Below are 19,686 nucleotides of genomic sequence, written 5' to 3' on the forward strand. Positions count from 1 at the left end.
CATCACCTGCTTATTGCGGTATCTTTAATTTTTGACCAGGAAAGATCCAATGTCCTGGCTGCCTGATATTCCGTTTGCTTCGTTTGATCATCGCCTTTTTATTGACGTTCCAAATCTTGCGCCATTTTGTGCTGTCCCCATAAAATTTGCCGGCAAGGTCCCACAAGGTATCCCCTTTTTTAACCGTGTATGTTTTAGGAGCTGATTTAGACGGCCGTTTTTTCTTCGTCTTTTTCTTTTGCTTGATCTTCCGCGGCGCAGCGGTTTTGTATTCCTTCAATTTGATTTCATAATCACGATCACCTATGTCTTTTTGACCCTCACTATAAGAAAAGCCCTCAATGCTGCAGGTGAAGTTTATTTTCGTGCCAGTAATCAAAAATTGAACCGGCTTTTTCGCTTTTGCCCATTTCTCAATCTTAGCGATAGCATTTTCAGGAGAAGGAAATCCCTTATACTCAGCAAGCGGACTGTGTTTCTTTGGAAAAAAAGAAGAGAACGAAATCTCTATCGCTCCCGGTTTATCTATAAAAGTGATCTCCCCAAAACTGGCCACTTTTACTGATTCATTTTGAATTGTGTTGGATATATCAATTTGTTCAGGAAGGACAGGAAGCCGCAGCTTGTCCTTCCCTTGTGAAATCCAGAATTCATAAACAGATCTAGTCAAACGCGACGACTCCCTTCGTACCGATGTTAATATCCTGTTCAAGCTCAGCGACAAGGGCCTGCTTAATTTTTGAGACCAGACTGTTCACGTCTTGATCATTGTAAAAATGTTGGTCGCCGTTAATCTGAATAACGACCTCTTTACCTCCTGCAGCAGTAACAGTTGTTTGTTGGCTGCTTGTCGTGGCAGCAGTTACCTGGCCAGATGATAATTCAGTTTGGCCTTTTTGTGCAGGATCCGTGACTTCCATTCCGAGAGCTTTAGCTGCTTGAGCCAACAGATAGCGGCCACGTATGCCCCGCTCCTCCGGAATGATCCATTCACGTTTATTTCCTTCACCAACACGTGCAATCTGCTCTTTGGTAATGAGTCCGCCGTTAGCGTAACCAACATACGGTCCACCGCGTCTCATGCTTTTAATACCAGGTACATTGTCAATAGAGCCATATCTGCTTTTGATGTAGCCGATTGCGGCAGCAGCGTTATGAATCGGGTTTCTAATGTTACCCATGCCTGGCGCTTTATGTGCGTTAAAAGTGGTTGGTACTGTCTGCATGAGCCCTTGGGATGGATTGCCTGCCTTCGCGTTACTATCCCACAGGTTAATGGCGTTAGGGTTGCCTCCTGATTCAAACTTTGCAATTGTCATCAATCCTGGAAGCCAACTTAATGGTGTTTTTGTGGCCATCATTGCAGCCATAAGCCACTGTTTCACGTTTCCGCCTACTGCACCCATTCCGGAATAAGCAGCTGCCAGTGATCCTGCTTGTTTTTCAGCATATTTTTTCACATCGACAGAATCCAGACCTTTTACAACACCAACAGAGGCAAAACGCCCCAAGCTCATCATGACACGTGAAGGTGAATGAATATCTAACTCTTCACGGAAAGCTTTCTCGACTTTTTTTGCTAGTTCCTTGGCTGCCTCATGGACCTCACTGCCCTTTGAAGTCATACCTGTAACAAAATTACCGATCATACCGCTTCCCCAACCGTTTGATGATTCTTTAGAGCGGATAAACGGTTTATTCACATGTGTATTTACATACTGATCAGTGCCAGTTTGTGAACTATTTTGACCGGAAGCAAACCCTTTGATCGTACCAGTTCCCCATGAAGAGGATTTATTCACAGTGCTCTGGAATGGTGTTTTAACTTTCGTCTGTAGGAAGCCATCTGTTCCGGTTGCTGTACTGTTCTGGCCGTTAGCATAACCATTGACCACTTGCTTTCCGTAATTCGGAGAGTAGGAGATCAAATTTTTCATAGGTTGGCCAACGTTTTTCAGTTTCCAAGCGTCCATTGAAACGACATTATCGCCAATACCTTGATCAAAGCCTTGCGTGAACTGTTGACCAAAAGAAGCAGCCTGTTCATTAAGGCTCGAGGTGTCAACGGTAGGAGATACTGTAGCGGAAACTGTTGATCCGCCGGCTAATGGAGAAACAGCAGCTTCTCCACCTGCAGAGGAAGCAGAAGCCATGTCATCAACAACGCTCATCCCTAGTTTAGAAGCGGCCTGTGAAAGAAGCATTTTACCGCGACCCTTGTTGTTATCAACAGGGATCACAAACTCCTTACCTGCTTCACCAATCCAAGAAATAGTTGGTTTCGTAATATAGCCGCCCGTAGCATTCCTTTCAAGAACGCTTTTTTGTTTAGGAAAAATACTTGTTGGCGCTGATGACTGAGACTGAGCAAGGCCAATTCCTCCACCACCGCTAGAATTTTTACCCGATGAGGATTTACCGGATTTCTTTTGATGAAGACCTGTTGCATCTTCACCTCTCCCTATGATATTGCCTATGATCTCCCCTCCAGCGTCAGCTAATCCTTTTAGCTTAATGACCCACCAGAAGGTATCTTCAAACTTCTTCTTAATTCCGTCAGCAATTTCACCTAATGGATCACCCACATTTTTAGTGAACCAAGTTTTAACGCCTTTCCATGCGTCTGTCACTGCAGTTTTTGCTGACTCAAATTTTTCTGAAATGGATTTTTTGGCATCTTCTACTTTTGAGACAATTGGATTCCAAACATTTTCACTGAACCATGTCGAGACTGCACTCCACTTGTCAGAAATCCACGTCCATGCTTCGTTAAGCTTTGTCCAGATCCAGTTTGCTGCATTAGTGACAGCGTCACTTACCGGCGTCCACACATTTTCCATAAACCAAGTTGAGACTGTAGACCATAATTCTGAAATAAAAGTCCATGCTTCGTTGATCTTCGTCCAAATCCAATTTGCTACGTTACTAACAGCTGTACTGATTGGGTTCCAGACATTGTCATAAAACCAAGTTGCCACCTGAAGCCATTTTAATTGGATCCAGATTCGCGCATAATCAATATGTGCTTGGATCCATCCGGCAACAGTTGCCACTGCATTACTAATAGGATTCCAGACATTATCCATGAACCAAGTTGAGACAGTGGACCAAGTGTCTGAGATCCAAGTCCAAGCGTCATTTATTTTTGTCCAAATCCAATCAGCAGCATCAGTGACACCGTCAACTAATGGATTCCAGACATTATCCATGAACCAAGTTGAAACAATCTTCCAAAGAGCTTGGATACCATCCCAGGCAAATAAAAAGGCACCTACTACTAAATTTATGATCGGAACTGCAGTGTTATAAATAGGAGTCCACACGTTATCCACAAACCAGGATGACACGTCATTCCAGGTATCAGTCAGCCATTTCTTAGCATCCTCAAATTTATCGGTGATCTTATCAATCTTGTCTCCGGCCCAATCACTAACAGGGGTCCAAACGTTATCCATAAACCAATCTGAGAAATCAGACCAAGTATCCTTGATCCAATCAACGGCGTTTCCTGCACCGTCCTGAATTCCATCCCATGCTTTAGAAGCGCCGCCATCATCAAACCATTTGCCAATGGATGATCCTAAATCTGAACCCCCGATGCCGCCTGCAATACTACCGACAACGCCGCCGACAGCAGTGCCAACAACAGGGACGACAGAACCAATGGCTGCACCCGCGGCTCCTCCTGCAGCTGCTCCGCCAAGATTCCCCGCAAAGGAACCAACTTTTTCACCTGCATTTTCCTTGTTCATACCCAGCAAATCGGTTGCCGCTAATGCAGTTCCCAAAAGAGGGATACCTTTTGCAAATTTACCCACGCTTTTTAGTGGACTTAAAACTTTCCCAAATTTTGAGGTTCCGCCTGTTGCTCGGCCTGCTGCACGAAGTTCTGATCTGGTGGTGTTTACTGAAGCTCTCGAACCGCCCCCTGCGTTCGCTGCCGTTCTTCCTGAACGACGTCTTTCCAGCTGTTCGGATGATACAGTGATAGATCTATTAGAAGGGTTCACACTGGTTGGATTACCACGTCGGCCAGAAGCATTTTTCCCTCTTCCTTTACGGTTGCGGTCACTTCCGCCGATACCGCTACAGCAACAACATGTTAAGCTACCGCTCCGTGGTAGACTTGTTGGACTCGAAGCAGATCCGGAACTTCCGCCCCTTCCCCCTGAACCACGAGCAGCCTTTCCATTACGTCTGCCGCTTCGTGTATTAGGGTCACCGCTGGGAGTACGATTGGGAATCAACTTCCGAATTACTCCCGCTGCATCACTTCCGACAGTTCCAATTCCTTTTAAGAGCGGCCGTAGGATTTTCAAATATGCAATCAATCCAATTAAAGAAGGAATCACAACTTTAAAGGCTGTTTTTAAATCGTCCCAATGATTCACCGTCCACTCAATGGCCACATTCAGCTTGTCACCTATGGCCTCGCCAAGATCAGTAATATCCTTTTTGATCTCTTTGAGTTTTTCTTGACCTTCCTTGCTGTTTAGGAACGAGTCGATCTTGTCAAAGGCTGGGCCTAAACCGGTAAGCAGTGAAGTTCCCATATCCTTAGATATGCTTTCAAAATCCCGCATGGCGTCATTAATCGGTGTCATCGGGTTATTATCCCGAAGCTGAGAAAAGCTGCGTTCCAGTTCGCCTGTTGTTTTTGCACTTGTCCCAATGCCTTCAGCCATATCTAAAATCGGCTGCTTCAGGTCTTCATATTGCGTTCCTATTAGCTCCGTGGCGATAGATGCCCGCTTAGTCTTGTCTTTGACTTTTGATAAGGCATCAGCAACCTTAAATAAACTTTCTTGACCACTGATTGAGCCATCTTTAAACCCTTTGAACATCTTCTCTGTTTCTTTGGCACCGAACAGCGATTTGAACGCGTCCACTTGACTATCAGACATTTCAGTACGGCGAATGTTAAATTCACGCATACTGTCAGCGAGGTTGTCGAAGTTTCTCGCCCCGCCCTTTGTTCCTTTAATCATGGCATTAGCGATCTGGCCGCCTGTGAGTTTCATGTCTTTAAAAGTGGAACTGTATTCATTCATCGTGTCCAGCAAATCGTCGGCCTGGTCACCGGCGTTCCGGTACACATACGCGATTAAATCCCCACTGTCTTTCCCGGACATTTTCAAGTTGTTATACATTGAGCTGAAGGCCCGGTCCACTTCCGCCTGATCAGCATTCATGAGCTGTGCGATCTTGCTAGATGACTCAGTCAATTCAGCTAGGGCTTTTTTAGATGCCCCTGTCTGTTGTGACAAGGTTCTCAGAGATAAGCTGACTTCTTCCCGGGATCCTCCTGCTTTGTTGTCATAATAGATCTGGTCTGTCATTCTAGCAGCGTCTTTTTTGCTGACTTTCGAAGTCGCTGAAACATAAGCGTCTTGGGACATAGCGCTTTTCCCGCTACCCATAATTGCACCAGCCGACAGTCCGCCGCCAACAGCCAGGGTGACAGTAGCGTTTTTCAGGCCGTCTAATTTTGCCTCAATTGCATCCAGAACCGCTGAAGCCTTGTCCTTAATAGAAACAGTAGGCTCAGCATGTTCGCTGTCTACATCGGACACATGGCGCCGGATCTCATCTAATTGGTTTGACGCATGATCACGAACTGAAACAGTAGGTTCAGCGTGCGAGCGATTCAAATCAGAGAGACCTCCACGAATTAAGCGAAACCGTGGTGTAGCTTGATCATTAACGGAAACCGTCACCTCATGGCTACCCTCAGTAAGATCCTCTGTTTGCTGACGTATAGAACGCAAACCATTTGAAACCCTATCATCTAAACCGACTTCAATTGATCGAGCCCGCCCAGTCAAGCGGCTTGCTGATCGGTCAATTCGTCTCATAACCCGCTCTGTTCGATCTTCAGCATCAAAAATAAGAGGGCCATTAGCGGCCCTCTGAAGTCTCTCTGCATTCCCTTGTATCTTTCGTAGCTTTCGGGTGATCTTATCTTGTAAATCAAACGTAGCTGTTAGTTTAGCCATAGTTAATTACCTCCCTTCTTCGCTTCCTTTTCTAACAGCTCAAGCTTGTAACTGATCAAACCATATAAGAGCGCCTTGAATTCTCTCGGCGCCTCATATAGTTCTTGTAATTCTGACGGGGCATATTTGAGCTCGTGCATAGCGTAATAAAGATACACGGTCTCTTTATCCCCGCCCTTTATTAGTTTTTTGCTGCTTCTTCAAGGTCTTCGGGATCATCCTCAAAACCGTTGATCTCAATCGCTTTGTTCAGCCAGTTTGCATATTCACCGCCGACCGAAAGAACACGTTTTGCAACTTCCACCGGATCTTCTGTTTTGTAAGCTTCGCGCAGCTCTTTAGATTTAAAGTTCGGGTAAACAGTCGTTTCTACGGCAATACGAGCATAGAAGCGTTGGCTGTCCAAATCTTTTACACGGCCGCGTCCTTTTACATTTTTGTAAGTGGTGTTTTCTTTCTCAAGCTCGTCAATGCGTTCTGTCGTGATCGCTTTGAAAATAAATGGTACGATATTTCCTTTTTTATCAACAAAACGTTTAGAAATCGGCACTTCTACTTCTTCCGCTTCGATTGTTTGTCCTGGCATAAAGAATGAAAGATCATATACTTTTTCGTTTTGTTTTTCGCTCATGTTAATTAGCTCCTTTTGTTTTGGTTGTCTTTAGGCAATAAAAAAACACTCTCGGAGTTTGAGAGTGTTATGGTACAATATGGTTTAAGTACAAATGATTCGGCTTTCAAGGTGGGCGGCTACACCCTTCAGAAAGGGGGTGTTGCCATGACAACTTATCAAGCGATTTACTTAATGATTGCTTTCGGTATGTTCACCGTGAGCCTTCTGACGTTCATCGTTGCCTTGTTGTCGCTACTAAAGAAAAAATAGACCCACCCTTGAGAGCCCGCTAAAGTTCTAAGGGATTGGTCTATTCGAAAATCCTTCAATGAGCTGCCCATTGGGCCTCATTCATTTGTACCGACCCGGTGGCCGCCGGGTCTTTTTTTATTTTATGCATTTCAACAAAAAGAAATACATTGAAGCTTATCTAGTTACTATCAGTAGTATCGATACTATCAATACTATTCCCGTTGGAAGTGATTATAACACATTTATATAATTATTTGTGTCATCTGTAACCTTTTTCTGTTACTTTATTTATCTAAAAATTAGAATGTTGATTTCAACTGTTCAGGAAGATCAAAGTCCTCGAAGGTAAACGGTACTTCCTCTTCTAATGCTTCGGAATCCACATCCAGTCCCGCAATCTTTGCAGAATCAAAGTTCACATCATAGAGAGTAACCCGCTCAGTCCCACGGCCAGATGATTTATCATCAAGCACCGCTTGCAGAGTGAAATACGGATCTTCACCTTTTTTCACATAATTAAGCATCAGCTGCACAAAGCGGGATGTGACTTTATAAAATGTCGCTGTTCCTGTACCGTTTGCGCCTGTCGTTTTATGACCGGTCATGCGGCGCCCCATAACGTTGACTTCCGATTTATTTTTCTCCACATTCGCTTCAAATGTTTTGATAAACGCCAGTTCCTCACCGTCCAAGAAAAGGCGTCCCTCTTTACCAGATATCGTATTCTGTGCTTTAAAAGCCACCTTACTTCACCTCCACATTAAAGTAGAATTTCTCAGCTGCATCAACTGGCTGCACAGCAAGATCAATCAGGAAACCGTCACGATCGCTATTCAGGGCAATTGTGATGTCATTCTCTGAATCAAAATTGGTAATGCCCCCGTTATCTTGAAGAACACTCAAGTATTGAGTAATCAATGTTTTCACGAATTGAAGACCGTCATTTGTAGCAGGAACGTCGCTGCCGCTCGCTTTACGGGACTTAATCAATGCTTTCAATTGTGATGTCAGGTCATTATTGATTGCATCCAGCACCCGCACAATTTTGTTTTTCTGGAACATCTTATTCTTCTCAGCTGTAAGACTTGTGAGAGAATTAATATCCTTCTCAACAGAAACAGATTTGTCTCGAGAATCATAAGTAAACAGGAATTCCCCGTTCGCCAGCCGCTGAATTACCTGGTCGTTATCCAGTCGAGTAAGGACGTCCACCGCTCCCGCATATTCTACGAACGTAAGCGACTGATTGAACGTCGCTCCCGCGCTGGCGCCGGCAACCCAAGCAGTGGCTTTTTCCGGAGTGATCTCCGTTCCATCTTCAAGCAGAACCCCACCTGTGACATTAATAATACCTTCGTGATCGCCTTTGTAATTAGAGAGTACGCCTTGAACCTTTAAGCCTTGATTATCTCTCAGCCGTTTGATGAATGCGACAAACGTCGCTTTCAATTGCTCGTTATCCTCAACAGGTAGCGCGATTGTGTCAAAGTATTCAGTTTCAGCCGCTTCCAAGAAAGCTGTGTAATCAGCATTTGTCGGTGTCTTGTCTGTTCCACCTGACAAGCGGATTCCGGAAGATGACGGAAGGTCCCCGCTGACATCCTCCGGAGCTGTTCCTGTTAGGGGAATCGAAACTGTTAGATCCCCTTTGCCTGTAAATTCGACAAGTTTATTTGCTTTCAGTTCCTCGGCTTTAGATACCGTTTGCTTATCGACTTCTGACTGATCAAGATAGGTTGTGACATCAACTTTTGAAGAATCAATAACGTTTTCTGTAATTCTGATAATGATGTCATTTCCTTTAGTTCCGCCATAAAGAGCGGTTGCCTTTACGCCTTCACTAATGTCTGCTTGAGCACGCAGCCCCTCCGTCAAACGGTAAAGTAAGACTGTACTTGCCTTCTTCATTGCCTCACGAAGAAGCAACAATGAAGGATCATCAATGTTTAATCCCACTTTTTTATTCAAGTCCTCGATTGAAGAGATAGAAATGAATTTCTTAACCTCTCCCCAGCTGGATGCTATCGGCAGCGCAACTGTTCCGCGTTCGCCTACTGATACACGATCTTCTGCGGTCGTTTTAAAGTTAAAATAAATACCAGCACGCTCTTTTTCCTTGCCGACTGTAAATGTTCCGCCGTTCATTTATTTGACCTCCTTCTGAAGAAACTGATCAATCAGCTTCTTCGCTTCTGATTTAGTGATTCTGTTTTTTTCTGTATGAAAAAGAGCACCGTCAAACACCTCGGGCCTTACCCCAAAGAGCTCTCGACTGTGCTCTCGCAAATCCTTAATATAAAAAGCATTTTCTGTTCTTTCCTTTTTCGTGGCCATCATTTCACCCCGCTTGTAAATTCAAAGTTTTCAAGAGAGGGATGCTGTTCTCGTTCATACCAATAGCGACTCATCCAATTTAGAACGATGCTCGCATAATCATCTGAGATCCGGGTTTCTATACGTGATAAGCGAATAAAATCCCCCGTATCTTCACCAGATTCCCGCATGAGCGGAATTAACCCCCTCTTACCCCTAAGTGTATCCGCGATCCTTTCCGCTTCGTTATGAGCCTCCTGCGCGTTCTTATGGAAGAGTTTCACGTTTAGAACATAGGATTTTTGAAACGTTGATACTGTGTCCACCCCATCGACTGTGGAAGCCGGTGGAATGTAAAGAGATGGGACAACAAAGTCCTGCGGTATTTCTTCACTATACACTTGTACAGGATACAGTTTGTATAGGTAGCCCATAATTGAGCCCACTTCTTGATTCATGGCAGCACCGCCTTAAAATTCTTCATCGATCCACTGCTGAAGCTTCCGCTCAAGACTTCTCTCAAACATTAGTTCAAAGATGGCCATAGCATTATCCCAAAAGCCGGACCCGTCAACCCATTGGAATTTAAGCAGCATTCCGGTTTTGGTAGCGGGATCATATTCGAACCGTTCACCCTTCCAGCGTCCGGGGACCCACCGGCGATCCTGATTTTTAGACGGATCAACTGTAAAGTGCCCGTCATTCACATAGGAGGCGTATTCCAGATTTGTTCCGACATCCAGTTTTAAGCTGCCTGATGTCATTGAAAAAATATTGTCCTGGTCACCGCGTTGAAAGGAATTTAGCAAGCGGCGAGTATCTACTGTTTTTGTCCTGATGATTTCGTCTTGTACGATATCAATAAATTCATAACCCATAGCTTCAAGCCACTGCTCATATTTCCTTTGTAGCCCTCCTCGAGATGCCCGGTTTAATGACTGTATGAACTGATCAAGTCCCTTTATTTTCACAAGTATTCCACCTCCCGGACTGCCGTCACTTCCCAATGATGATTCCTGATCTTGCGCGGCTTTTGTAATTTATAAGCTGTACCTTCCCAAATAACCCTGTCGTTCAAGCGAATATCTGCAGAAGCTGGGAAATGGACCAGAAATGATTGATATATGGCCGTGTTCGGTTCCTGCTGCACAATGGATTGGTTCTTTTCTGTGAAGTAACACGGTTGTCCCGCTACATCTGGAACTTCAGGATATGAAAATGCCGGCTGAACATCTTCAACCGGCACTCCATAAGATTGTTTTTTGTTTTCTGCTTTCTCCTGCAGGTGATAAACGTCGCATCGATGAGTTAATAAAGATCGATAGCTCATATGGACCTCATCCGCATTTTTACTTCTGTACCTTCCAAACTTGGCTCAGATGATACAACATAATCTTTAATGAGTGTGTAGACGTCTGGTTTTTGAATAGAGCTGCCGTTTCCAAGAGAATATGAATAGTCTCCGATCTTCTCGGTTGTATATCCTTTGGTGATTGACTCATCAGAATTAATTAACGCGAAATACTGCGCCATTTTTAATAAAGCCAGCCGAACCGTTTCAGGGAGCGGATCATATTCTGGGCCAGAAAAATCATGGCCAACTTGATAGGTTATTTCAGCTATACCTTCTATGATGTCCTGAGTAAGAAGGGAATCAGACCGATCCTTTACAGAATCAAAAACAGTGTAATTCTTAAGGTCAGCAGGAGTGATTAACACGCCGCTCACTCCCCGCTGTTTTCTTGCTGATTAAGGATGAAGGCAATTCTTTCGTCTGCGTTTTTGAAGTGAGACGGATTGCCACCAAGATTAGAAATAATGGTTTCATGATCCGGTTTGTGCATACCTTTCAATTGATCTTCTGTATAATGTGTCGGCTCTTCTCTGCCATTTTTCTTGTCTTGCACCTCATTTACTTCAAAGGCTTCGTTTTGCTTCAAGTAAAGATACAATTTTCTTGAAACCGGCTGTTCTTCTCCGATTTTAAAGACTTTGTCCATCACGTGATAGTTCTTGCCTTTAATGAGTTTAGCTTTATACATATCTCCTCACCTACTCTTTCACTTTCACGATTTTAGCCACAGCATCTTCCTCTTCGAATTTGCTGTCCAGCTTAGCTGTCAGGACAATGATAAATTTACGTGCTCTAATATCTTTGTCTACTTCAATTCTGATATTACGAGAGAAGCCGAGAATGATATTCTTCGGATGGGTTAGGATAATGTCAGAAACGTCAGTTGTCGCATCCGCTTCACCAATCGTATAAGGCTGCATGTTCGCAATTCCTTTGACCGGAACACCAAAAGCTGAAGAAAGACCACCTTGAACAGCTGCATCCCCTAAGCTCGTTTGTCGATCAGCAACACGATCTTTCCACTCAACTTCAATACCAGGAGAAGTATAGAAGCGGAACTCCTGCGGAATACGCAAATATTTAGGCGGAACAGCTTTGTATCCACGTTTAAATATCTGACGTGACAGTTCTTCGCCCGCCGCGTCAACAATATGGGAAGCGGCTTGTTTACGGATACCGTTTATCTGAGCCAGAAACGGATCTGATGAAGATGTATCTCCATTAACAATCAACTCTTCAATATCAACGGCGGCCCGCTCCGCTAGAATTTGCATGATTGTATCCTGGAGACCTTCTCCTTCAATGTTATTTTCGAGAGTGTCATAAGTGATATCAATCTCTGCAATTACTTCTTTTGTGCTGAGGTTGACGGTACTTGTTGTCGGTACTGCCTTTTGATCATCAGCCAGAGCCTTTCCTTCTTGGGCTGCTCTTAAAATACGTTGGCCAAACCCGATTTTTTCGATTTTCTGAGTGTCGTGATCCATTTGAATAACACGAGAATCCTTCAGGATAGTTGGTGTATTTTGAACCATTCGAATAAATGCACGTGCCTGTGTAGGATTCATTAAACCGCCGCTTTTTAAGCTGGACAGCGTCATTTCTGCTTTTCTAATTGCCTCTTGGTTTGTCACTTCATTTCCTCCTTATAAAAAGAGTCAGGGTTTAAAGGAGCCCTGACCAGATTGATTTATTAACTTGTGTTTCAGTTTCGGAAGTTGTTTCATCTTGTTTAGAGATTCCACGGCTTTTTTCAATCGCTCCAATACGATCAGCGAGCGGTTGAACAGCATCAGTAATAGCTTTTTTCAACTTCTTCTCAGCTTCTTTTTCAGCCTCTTCATCCTCAGCCGTTTTTTCTTCGTCTTTCTTCTTTTTAGGATCTTCATCCTTTTCTAATTCCGTGAGCCGCTTCTGAATTGGCTCTAATGCTTCTTCGATGGATTTTGCTACATCCTCTGCGTTCATTTCTTCTTCCTCTCCTTCCGTCTCCACCTGACTCAACAAATTGCCGAGAGCGGTATGAGCGCTTTTAATTTCTTGTAAGTTTGAAGCCGAAAACTTCCGGCCGGCTTTTTGCAGTTCTTCAGGCTTTGATCCGATAGTTTTTAAAATGTCATTAGAGATCAACACTTCCTGGGCGATATTCACAAAGTCTTGCAGGGCTTCTCTGATTTTTTCGGGATCCGTCTCCATACCTTCGGAGTAATCCCATTTGAATAAAGCAGAGTTTAACGCATCTTGTGCCGCCCAAAACTCACGGCGTTTACGTCCTTCATCATACTTGTCCTGTACAGTGCCTTTAGAAAGGCTGATATTCCCGGCAAAGAAGTTTTTGAGAAAATTAAAAAGCCCTTTCTCGTCTGGAGAAACAGGCTCTTCTTGTTTTGCTATATCAGCTACACCGGCCATGGAATAACCGGTGATCTCGCCTTTCTTAATTTCCTCCCATACTTCCTCGGAGGCTTTTGTCACAAGGACCCAGGATCCTTTTTTAATGGTTTCCCCATTCATTTCAAAGTCAGCGGGTGCAACATAGGACTCTACCACTTCACCAACGCCGCCCTGAAAGTCATGTTGCTTGTCAATTTCACGAGCATCTTTCAGAAATCCATGAGCGGCTTTTTCTATTTCTGCAGCTGTCATGAAATCCCCGTGGGCGTCCACTGTATCAGGCTCATATACAATACCGTACACAAGTTTTTGCTCGTCCGCTTCTTTTGCAATGACCTTGACTTCCTTTTGAAAGTCTGGCTGTTTTTCTGACTTCATAAAAAAGAACTGCTTTTGATTAGCAGCCTTGTCGACATATGAAACATGTGTGATTTTTGCGTTCACCAATTCTCTTGGCATGTTGTTCACCTCCTTTCAAGCGAAGGTAATGCGTGTCTCAGCTTTTATCTCTTTTAGCTTGTCTACTGCATTAATGCAACCTTCATAATATTGGAGCACCATAAAATAATTAATTTTTTTTGCGTTATGAAGTTCAGATATCTCATTTAAGCTATAAAGTGCTTTAGCTAAATCCTTTGTAATTATACTGTTATAGAGTAAAGTTTCGATAATGTCTTTATCGTCTTTTTCGACATGTTCATAAGCTCCATATTTAAGTAATATGTCGACTAACTCAGACCTCACCAAACTCCATGTATATTCAATAGCTAAACCAGGAGATTCCTTTGCTAGATGTCTTACAGTAGTGAAATGTTTTCTTTTATAATTATAATTCTCTTTTGAATCTTTAATGTGGTATGGTATTGCCTCTGTCTCTTTTTCAACATGAGCATCGTGACTCTTTTCCTCGTCCTTTTCAGTTGAATTACTTGCATCAGCATTTTCAGCCAAATCGCTCGCTTCGACGTTTTCTGTTTCGCTCTTTGATCCATCATCCCCAGATTCTAGACCCTTTGCAGCTTCTTTTAGCAGTTGGTCGAAAATAATTTCCACGTTCCCTACTTTAAAACTAAACAGCCTATTTTCTATTACAGCCTTTAGACTTTTTCTAATAGCAAAAACTATTACTACTGCAGCCAACGGCCAAGAAGTTAAGATTGTTTTTAGAAGATCAAAAACTTTGCCCCATTCCATAGCTAATTCTCCATTTCCTAATTTGATATGGAGATTATACTATTTTATTCCATGTTTGCTAAGACTTCTCTGCGAATCTCTTCTTTTTCCTCAGCTGACAATCCTAAAATCTCGTCATCTACCACAGGCGACAAAACACAATGGCAATGAACTCGCTCTCCTGCTGACAGTTTAGGATCCCTCGGAAACATGCAGGTTTCGCTACTGCCTGGTATCTGAAATTCTTCATCTACTCCAATGACTGTACCGTCAAGATCGATGTGATTTTCACGTGGGTTGTTCTTCTTCCCTCCGCTGTGCCGCCATTTCTTTTTCTTTACTGCCGGCGATTGTGCATATGATTCATGCTGCGCGGCGGAGGAAGCCGCAAGAACTTCAGTGATGGCCGTTGTCCGGGCCCGCTCCCTATCAAACTGCGGCATGTCTTTGAGAGTCAATTCAATGTCCTGGATAGATGCCCCGTTCTCAATAGCATCCGTCAGCACGTTTTCCACTGCTTCATGAGTATTCAGCTTCATGATCTCGGCCAGCTTTTCAGACCAACCTTTGATCCAATCCGCCGCCCTGGTTGATAAAGCTTCAAATGGAACATCCGGATCCAATGAATCCATGATTACTTCAGCGAGCTCCTCGACGGTCTGCTGCAGAAATCCCTCGGTAAGCTCCTGAAATTCCTCCTCAAAGTCATCCTCTGCAAATAGGTTCTGGGTAAAAAACACCAGAAGGGCTTCCAGCGTCTCTTTTGAGTCTTTGCCTATAAAACCATTCAGACCATCTAAAAACTTCTTACGCTGGCGTCTGAGCAATCTGGCGATGCCTTTTTCATATTCTTCGACAAAATCGGGTATCTTAGACAGGCCGGGGAAATCAGGTACGACCTCCACGATCTTCTCTCTCTCATCTTCCTCGGCTTTTTGAATAAAAGCAGTTAAGCTTTCCAGCAGCTTATCCGTTTTGTTCATCGCTTCATATCCTCCAGAACATCCCGCATATCTTTTAGTATCCCAATTACATTAGGAGTCCCGCTTTTCGACTTAAAGAGCGCAGCCAACGGATCAGAAGCGGGCGCGGCGGTATTTTTACCTATCGGCCTGCTGTACTCTTCCTCTGGCCATTCTTCAAGTGTTTTACCAAGAATACGTCCAGCAAGATCACGCAGATCATTCGGTGAGACTGCGCCAGCATTAATAAAAGGAGTCAGAACCTTTGCTATCTCAATAGGATCCCGGAAATCCGGTCCTTTTAACTGCAGCTCGACCTTATGAATTTCAAGATCATTTAAGAATAAAGCATTCAGCTTACCTGTGATTAATTTTCTTTCTGGCTGAAATACTTGTTCCTCAGTGATCTTTCTGGCCGTGTCAGCTGTCGCCTTGTTATAGTCCTGGGCTTCGCCAGTATAGAGCGGCGGCAACCGGAAGGCGGAGCGGAGTTTGTCCCTGCTCTTTTGATCGTATTCAAGAAATAATGCGTCTTGCTGAAGGATTTCAGCCAGTGACTTGATTTCCACTTTAACTGGCGTTATTTCCTCATCACCTTGAATGTTTTTCCCCTTGGCTATCCCTTCCGCTTCAAGCAAAAGGAACTTATGAGCGTTTTCCACACCTTCAAGACCGTTCATATAGTCCTGCAGTTGCTTATATGAGTCTTCAGACAGCATTCCATTTTCAATGGTTATAGCAGCGGGAACGTGCCGGCCCTGTTTGAAGTACATGAAATTCAACTCTTCAGCCTTACGCGCACCGTATAAATTAACAATGTGGCCAATCCAACGCGGCTTCCCATATGCTCCGCTCCCTATTTTAAAATGCACAACCTCATTGGCCTGTTTATCAAAAGGAGTCTTTTCATCATATTCTCCTGTTTCGGAATTCAAGATCCGAGGGTCTCCGTATTCTTTGAAAAACACCCTTTTTCCATTGATGATCTGCACATATTTCCGGAAGCGCTTTTGACGCTGGATCTTCTTTAATGTACCTGACTCAAAATAATTGTATGGAACCTCAATAGGTTCTGATAATGAGCAAACTCGGACATACTCAGATGCCATATGTTCAATGCCAGCCGGTTTCCCGGCTCCGTCTCGGATCACTTCTATATATCCGTTGCCGGTCTTTTCCCGGTCTTCTATGCTAAAGCCGAGTAATGTTTCAGCTGATTCATCAAAATGAATATACTTGATGAATTCTTCAAGCTGCTGCCATTCTTTATCCGCTGCCGTTTTTTCTGCAGAATCCACTTCATCAGAATTGATATCCTTTGAGTATTTCATCTCGAAGCCGAAGCCTACTATATTGGTTTTGTACGCATCCACACACTGCTGTAAGATCGTCGAATACTCTGCGATGTGTTTAAGCTCTTTCAGGTTATACGGCGGGGTTATGATATTCTCTCCGTACATTTCCGCAAATTCATCTTCATAAATCTGCTTTGTTGTTTCATTAGGCGGAGCAGCTTTAAATACTCGCGCTTTAACTGTAGATTTACTCATTCACTTCCCCCCTTTCTCTGCTTCGTGGTCTTGACCGTTTAGGTCTTCCTTTTGATTCTTCTTTCAGATCGGTTACCTCGTAATCATCAAGCGCGTACCATATTGCTGAAAGTGTATGCGGGTCTATGGTGAACTCATCTTCTATGATGTGGCCCAACTTATCCTTGGCATAGGTGAGCGGCTTCAGTTCATAGACCGTATTCTCGCATCGATCAGAACATATGATTTTCTTGAACCGCTTAATCTTCTTTGTATATTGAAGGCGGGATCCTTTGTATTTGTGAGCACCCACCATGTTGAGTCCTTGCCGTTGAAAATAACGGATCGTTTTGGGCTCTGCAGAATCGGCTTTGATTAATTCCTTAGTCTCAACAAATTCATTGAGTTCTTCAGCCGTCTGATCGTCCGTCATTTTGTTTTTGTAGTACTCCCAATAGATATAGAGGTATTTCTTTTCATGATCCACAGCAAGCCTAACAACGGCGTTATATGAGTCTTCAAAACCAAAGTCCATGCCTACTCGTTTAAGTGGTCGGTTAATATTAGCGATTGCTGTCATAACCTCTTCATGCGGCCACTCTTCAAACTGCGGCAGCACGCGAACCCCATTCACGCCAAAATGACCTTTCCTCGCAATTCGGTAAAGGTCTGGATCGTATTCTTTCATTTCATCGAGCTGCTTCACATAGCTTTTCGGAAGAAATAAATTATCGTCCGCTGTTGAGTGATGATAATAGGTGTCGTTAATTACGACAGTCCGCTTTTCGTATAGCTCTTTATCGTCGAGCACAAACCGTTTTTGGCGGTCATCTTTGAAGAAATGCTTATATGTCCAGTTATCTTCTCCGACCGGGTTTGTTGAAAGAATCATATGAAGCGGCAATGTCGGGTGACGCAGACGTCCAAGCAGCTCCTTGAACCCCTCATACTTCACCTCAGAACATTCCTCAATCCATATGAGAGAAACGTTATTGATCGATTTCAGCTTGGCCGGCTTGTCCAGGCCTTTAAATATGATCCGGCCGCCGTTCGGAAAGCGGATCTGCATTGGTGAAGAAACGCATCTAACAATATGATCGATCTCAAGGTCATTGATAATTTCATCAAAGAGGGAAAAGGTTGAGTCCCTATGCGTGTCGTATACTTCCCTCACGACAAGAACGGTCCGCTTCTCTTCCAGTAATTTAAGAACAATCTTGAGTGCCACATGATAACTCTTCGAGGATCCATAACCGCCGACTAGAAACTGAAACTTTTGATTCCAATCAAAAAGAAAATCCTCAAAGTGCGGATTTACTGGCTTTACCTTTTCAATCATTTGTCCTCATCCTTACGCTTGCGCTTTATCGTTATGTGAACTGAATTATCAACCGGGCGAGCTGTGAGTCGTTCAAGCTCTGCTTGCTTCGTCTCATTTGTCAGATAAATGCCGCGCAGCTTTAATTCATGTTCATCCATGGATCGAATCATTTCGTATTTCTGGCGGATTGCTTTTAACCGCTTATCAGTGACGCGAGTCATCGCTTCTTCCAAACGAAGAATCTTATCTACACTCGGCTCAGATACCTCTTCAATTTCAGTAACGACAAGGCGCTCATTCATAAGTGCCTGGTGCTTTACTAAACCTGTTTTCTGGTCCTTGGTCGGAACGATGTCTTTTACCTTTCGCAATTGCTGAAGGACACGGCGTTGCGTTTCATTCAAGCCATTCTCTATGCGGCTTATTCTCTGCATCATCCGCCGCTCCCGAAGGCTCAGCTCCCTTATTGTTAGATCAATTTGATAGAGTGGGTCTGTTTCGATCTGGCCAAACAGCTCTTTTTCTGTATCATCCATAAAATCAAATAAGATTGATTCATACTCACCAGTACGGACAGAGTTTTTATTTCCTTTTGGGGCTGCGCCGCCTCTATTCCCTTTTGCGTTTTGATTGCCAGGCGGCGCTTTTCCTCCCTTATTCCCTTTGGCGTTCTTACTTCCTTTTGGAGCGCCAGGGCGTTTAGTAACGTTACCATTGGGTTTATCATTTTGTTTAGTAACGTTACCATTTAATTTTTCTTCCCAATGATCTTGGTTTTTCCACTTACGAATAAGTGACGGGGAGCAACCGAGCTCCTCAGCAATATCTTTTAGCAAGCGGGTTCCGCCGCTTTCTTCCCACAGACGGAACGCTTCATCTCGTTTAGGATCTCGCGGTCTCGGCATTACATTTCACCCACCTCCGGACCTCATAATTAAGTTTGAGTTTGTTTTATATAAATTTGCAGATAAAAAAGGATTTTTGTATTTTCTTGACGAATAACATTTATTGTAAACAAAATTACAATTTAAGGAGATGAAATTCATTGAAAAAGATTTTTTCTTTAGTGATCCTACTTATGTTATCGTTAGGTCTTTTATCTTCCACAGCTGAAGCTGCAACCCTTGCCAGTGTTACAGCAGTACGAGATGGACAATTCCACTCTACAACTTTCACAGGGAATGGTAAGTACATGCGGATTAAATGTGTTCACAACCAAGCCCCTACCCCTAGTCTATATCTTGCGGCTGAATGTAAGCTCACAACAACCAAAATAACTGGAGAGCCTCCTCTTGTTGATTGGTCCATAAGTGATCCAAACTATAAGGCAACTGATGTTTTCCTCAGTAAAGGAGTACAATATCGTCTGGAAACTTATGTGGTCCCTTATAGTCCAGCAGGAACTACTGTAACAGCTACTATATTCGACAAATAAAAATCACAAGTTAAATTTCTTCATCTTTCTGAAGCTCTATGTCAAGCTCTATGAGTTTTTTTAAGTCGTCCACAGTGTTCACCTTAATATGGCCACTTTGAAAATCTTTGACCCACTGGGCGATACCTGCCTGAATGATTTTTCGGTATTTCTCTTTTGATTGACTGATGTTCTCTAACAACTCGGCACTATGCAGGAGAAGGAGATTCTCTTTTTCATCATCAGAAAGGGAACATATGTTTCTATTTTCTATTGCCATCCTCCCTGTCCTCCATTACAATATGAGATGAGAGCGTGATGTTTTCCCACAACGCGGCCGCGTCTTGATCACGCTCTTTGACAGG

The 19,686-nt window shown here is 43.6% G+C and carries 22 protein-coding genes; 2 read left to right on the plus strand and 20 right to left on the minus strand.

Features of this window, described 5'->3' with window-relative positions; translation table 11 throughout:
• Positions 1–10: 10 nt before the first annotated feature.
• From NYE22_RS21405 to NYE22_RS21420, 4 genes are read right to left on the minus strand one after another with little or no spacing between them, the layout of a single operon-like run.
• Entirely contained in the window at positions 11–670 is a 660-nt protein-coding gene (locus tag NYE22_RS21405; RefSeq protein WP_342412132.1) for a LysM peptidoglycan-binding domain-containing protein, read from the minus strand.
• Positions 663–5,996: a phage tail tape measure protein gene (locus tag NYE22_RS21410; protein ID WP_342412133.1), complete on the minus strand. Its 5,334-nt coding sequence runs from the start codon at positions 5,994–5,996 to the stop codon at positions 663–665. The genes NYE22_RS21405 and NYE22_RS21410 overlap by 8 nt, the downstream gene beginning before the upstream one ends.
• A gap of 2 nt (positions 5,997–5,998) precedes the next feature.
• Positions 5,999–6,136, minus strand: a complete 138-nt coding sequence (locus NYE22_RS21415; protein WP_180960774.1) for a hypothetical protein — start codon at positions 6,134–6,136, stop codon at positions 5,999–6,001.
• A 41-nt stretch (positions 6,137–6,177) separates the two neighbouring features.
• Entirely contained in the window at positions 6,178–6,627 is a 450-nt protein-coding gene (locus NYE22_RS21420; RefSeq protein WP_010330123.1) for a phage portal protein, read from the minus strand.
• 147 nt (positions 6,628–6,774) lie between these two features.
• Here NYE22_RS21420 and NYE22_RS21425 point away from each other — a divergent pair, with 147 nt between their 5' ends.
• A complete protein-coding gene (locus NYE22_RS21425) occupies positions 6,775–6,879 on the plus strand; it encodes a putative holin-like toxin (protein ID WP_164834088.1) in 105 nt (34 codons plus the stop codon).
• Between the two features lie 281 nt (positions 6,880–7,160).
• Here the strand turns inward: NYE22_RS21425 and NYE22_RS21430 are convergent, their stop codons facing one another.
• Genes NYE22_RS21430 through terS form a run of 15 tightly spaced genes read right to left on the minus strand, consistent with a single transcriptional unit; the run spans position 7,161 to position 18,812 of the window.
• Positions 7,161–7,604 (minus strand): phage tail tube protein, encoded by a 444-nt coding sequence (locus NYE22_RS21430; RefSeq protein WP_010330125.1) that lies wholly within the window; start codon positions 7,602–7,604, stop codon positions 7,161–7,163.
• A 1-nt stretch (position 7,605) separates the two neighbouring features.
• Positions 7,606–9,006, minus strand: a complete 1,401-nt coding sequence (locus NYE22_RS21435; protein WP_342412134.1) for a phage tail sheath family protein — start codon at positions 9,004–9,006, stop codon at positions 7,606–7,608.
• Complete coding sequence (locus NYE22_RS21440) at positions 9,007–9,198, minus strand: hypothetical protein (RefSeq protein ID WP_080010045.1); 192 nt, start codon at positions 9,196–9,198, stop codon at positions 9,007–9,009. It abuts the gene before it with no gap.
• Positions 9,195–9,632 carry a DUF6838 family protein gene (locus NYE22_RS21445; RefSeq protein WP_342412135.1) on the minus strand — a complete coding sequence of 146 codons (438 nt, stop codon included), beginning with the start codon at positions 9,630–9,632 and terminating at the stop codon, positions 9,195–9,197. The genes NYE22_RS21440 and NYE22_RS21445 overlap by 4 nt, the downstream gene beginning before the upstream one ends.
• A gap of 12 nt (positions 9,633–9,644) precedes the next feature.
• Positions 9,645–10,145, minus strand: coding sequence for an HK97 gp10 family phage protein (locus NYE22_RS21450; RefSeq protein ID WP_342412136.1), 501 nt, complete (start codon positions 10,143–10,145; stop codon positions 9,645–9,647).
• Positions 10,142–10,504, minus strand: a complete 363-nt coding sequence (locus tag NYE22_RS21455; protein ID WP_044430426.1) for a YqbH/XkdH family protein — start codon at positions 10,502–10,504, stop codon at positions 10,142–10,144. Before NYE22_RS21455 ends, NYE22_RS21450 begins: the two co-directional genes overlap by 4 nt.
• Positions 10,501–10,893 (minus strand): DUF3199 family protein, encoded by a 393-nt coding sequence (locus tag NYE22_RS21460; RefSeq protein ID WP_010330131.1) that lies wholly within the window; start codon positions 10,891–10,893, stop codon positions 10,501–10,503. The genes NYE22_RS21455 and NYE22_RS21460 overlap by 4 nt, the downstream gene beginning before the upstream one ends.
• Before the next feature lie 5 nt (positions 10,894–10,898).
• Positions 10,899–11,216 (minus strand): YqbF domain-containing protein, encoded by a 318-nt coding sequence (locus tag NYE22_RS21465; protein ID WP_342412137.1) that lies wholly within the window; start codon positions 11,214–11,216, stop codon positions 10,899–10,901.
• Between the two features lie 10 nt (positions 11,217–11,226).
• Positions 11,227–12,162: a phage major capsid protein gene (locus tag NYE22_RS21470; RefSeq protein ID WP_326331026.1), complete on the minus strand. Its 936-nt coding sequence runs from the start codon at positions 12,160–12,162 to the stop codon at positions 11,227–11,229.
• Between the two features lie 31 nt (positions 12,163–12,193).
• Positions 12,194–13,381 carry an XkdF-like putative serine protease domain-containing protein gene (locus NYE22_RS21475; RefSeq protein WP_342412138.1) on the minus strand — a complete coding sequence of 396 codons (1,188 nt, stop codon included), beginning with the start codon at positions 13,379–13,381 and terminating at the stop codon, positions 12,194–12,196.
• A gap of 15 nt (positions 13,382–13,396) precedes the next feature.
• On the minus strand, positions 13,397–14,116 hold the full coding sequence (locus tag NYE22_RS21480) for a hypothetical protein (protein ID WP_342412139.1): 720 nt from the start codon (positions 14,114–14,116) through the stop codon (positions 13,397–13,399).
• A 44-nt stretch (positions 14,117–14,160) separates the two neighbouring features.
• Entirely contained in the window at positions 14,161–15,078 is a 918-nt protein-coding gene (locus NYE22_RS21485; protein WP_342412140.1) for a phage head morphogenesis protein, read from the minus strand.
• Positions 15,075–16,607: a phage portal protein gene (locus NYE22_RS21490; protein ID WP_342412141.1), complete on the minus strand. Its 1,533-nt coding sequence runs from the start codon at positions 16,605–16,607 to the stop codon at positions 15,075–15,077. The genes NYE22_RS21485 and NYE22_RS21490 overlap by 4 nt, the downstream gene beginning before the upstream one ends.
• The gene (locus tag NYE22_RS21495) at positions 16,600–17,925 is read right to left on the minus strand and encodes a PBSX family phage terminase large subunit (protein ID WP_342412142.1); all 1,326 of its coding nucleotides are present in this window, start codon (positions 17,923–17,925) and stop codon (positions 16,600–16,602) included. The genes NYE22_RS21490 and NYE22_RS21495 overlap by 8 nt, the downstream gene beginning before the upstream one ends.
• Positions 17,922–18,812 carry a phage terminase small subunit gene (gene terS / locus NYE22_RS21500; RefSeq protein WP_342412143.1) on the minus strand — a complete coding sequence of 297 codons (891 nt, stop codon included), beginning with the start codon at positions 18,810–18,812 and terminating at the stop codon, positions 17,922–17,924. The genes NYE22_RS21495 and terS overlap by 4 nt, the downstream gene beginning before the upstream one ends.
• Before the next feature lie 140 nt (positions 18,813–18,952).
• On the opposite strand from terS, the gene NYE22_RS21505 reads away from it, so the two are divergent.
• On the plus strand, positions 18,953–19,342 hold the full coding sequence (locus NYE22_RS21505; protein WP_342412144.1) for a hypothetical protein: 390 nt from the start codon (positions 18,953–18,955) through the stop codon (positions 19,340–19,342).
• A gap of 10 nt (positions 19,343–19,352) precedes the next feature.
• Here NYE22_RS21505 and NYE22_RS21510 read toward each other — a convergent pair whose 3' ends face one another.
• Complete coding sequence (locus tag NYE22_RS21510) at positions 19,353–19,601, minus strand: hypothetical protein (protein WP_019713103.1); 249 nt, start codon at positions 19,599–19,601, stop codon at positions 19,353–19,355.
• Positions 19,602–19,686: the final 85 nt, after the last annotated feature.

Source organism: Bacillus sp. FSL K6-1560 (assembly GCF_038592935.1).
In the GTDB taxonomy this organism is placed as follows: Bacteria; Bacillota; Bacilli; order Bacillales; family Bacillaceae; genus Bacillus; species Bacillus subtilis.

Bases quoted from the DNA above. Each gene is read 5' to 3' on its own strand.
- NYE22_RS21475 (WP_342412138.1), bottom strand. From the start codon at position 13,381: ATGCCAAGAGAATTGGTGAACGCAAAAATCACACATGTTTCATATGTC.
- terS (WP_342412143.1), bottom strand. From the start codon at position 18,812: ATGCCGAGACCGCGAGATCCTAAACGAGATGAAGCGTTCCGTCTGTGG.
- NYE22_RS21510 (WP_019713103.1), bottom strand. From the start codon at position 19,601: ATGGCAATAGAAAATAGAAACATATGTTCCCTTTCTGATGATGAAAAA.
- NYE22_RS21425 (WP_164834088.1), top strand. From the start codon at position 6,775: ATGACAACTTATCAAGCGATTTACTTAATGATTGCTTTCGGTATGTTC.
- NYE22_RS21490 (WP_342412141.1), bottom strand. From the start codon at position 16,607: ATGAGTAAATCTACAGTTAAAGCGCGAGTATTTAAAGCTGCTCCGCCT.
- NYE22_RS21420 (WP_010330123.1), bottom strand. From the start codon at position 6,627: ATGAGCGAAAAACAAAACGAAAAAGTATATGATCTTTCATTCTTTATG.
- NYE22_RS21410 (WP_342412133.1), bottom strand. From the start codon at position 5,996: ATGGCTAAACTAACAGCTACGTTTGATTTACAAGATAAGATCACCCGA.
- NYE22_RS21480 (WP_342412139.1), bottom strand. From the start codon at position 14,116: ATGGAATGGGGCAAAGTTTTTGATCTTCTAAAAACAATCTTAACTTCT.
- NYE22_RS21485 (WP_342412140.1), bottom strand. From the start codon at position 15,078: ATGAACAAAACGGATAAGCTGCTGGAAAGCTTAACTGCTTTTATTCAA.
- NYE22_RS21415 (WP_180960774.1), bottom strand. From the start codon at position 6,136: ATGCACGAGCTCAAATATGCCCCGTCAGAATTACAAGAACTATATGAG.
- NYE22_RS21455 (WP_044430426.1), bottom strand. From the start codon at position 10,504: ATGAGCTATCGATCTTTATTAACTCATCGATGCGACGTTTATCACCTG.
- NYE22_RS21465 (WP_342412137.1), bottom strand. From the start codon at position 11,216: ATGTATAAAGCTAAACTCATTAAAGGCAAGAACTATCACGTGATGGAC.
- NYE22_RS21440 (WP_080010045.1), bottom strand. From the start codon at position 9,198: ATGATGGCCACGAAAAAGGAAAGAACAGAAAATGCTTTTTATATTAAG.
- NYE22_RS21445 (WP_342412135.1), bottom strand. From the start codon at position 9,632: ATGAATCAAGAAGTGGGCTCAATTATGGGCTACCTATACAAACTGTAT.
- NYE22_RS21495 (WP_342412142.1), bottom strand. From the start codon at position 17,925: ATGATTGAAAAGGTAAAGCCAGTAAATCCGCACTTTGAGGATTTTCTT.
- NYE22_RS21435 (WP_342412134.1), bottom strand. From the start codon at position 9,006: ATGAACGGCGGAACATTTACAGTCGGCAAGGAAAAAGAGCGTGCTGGT.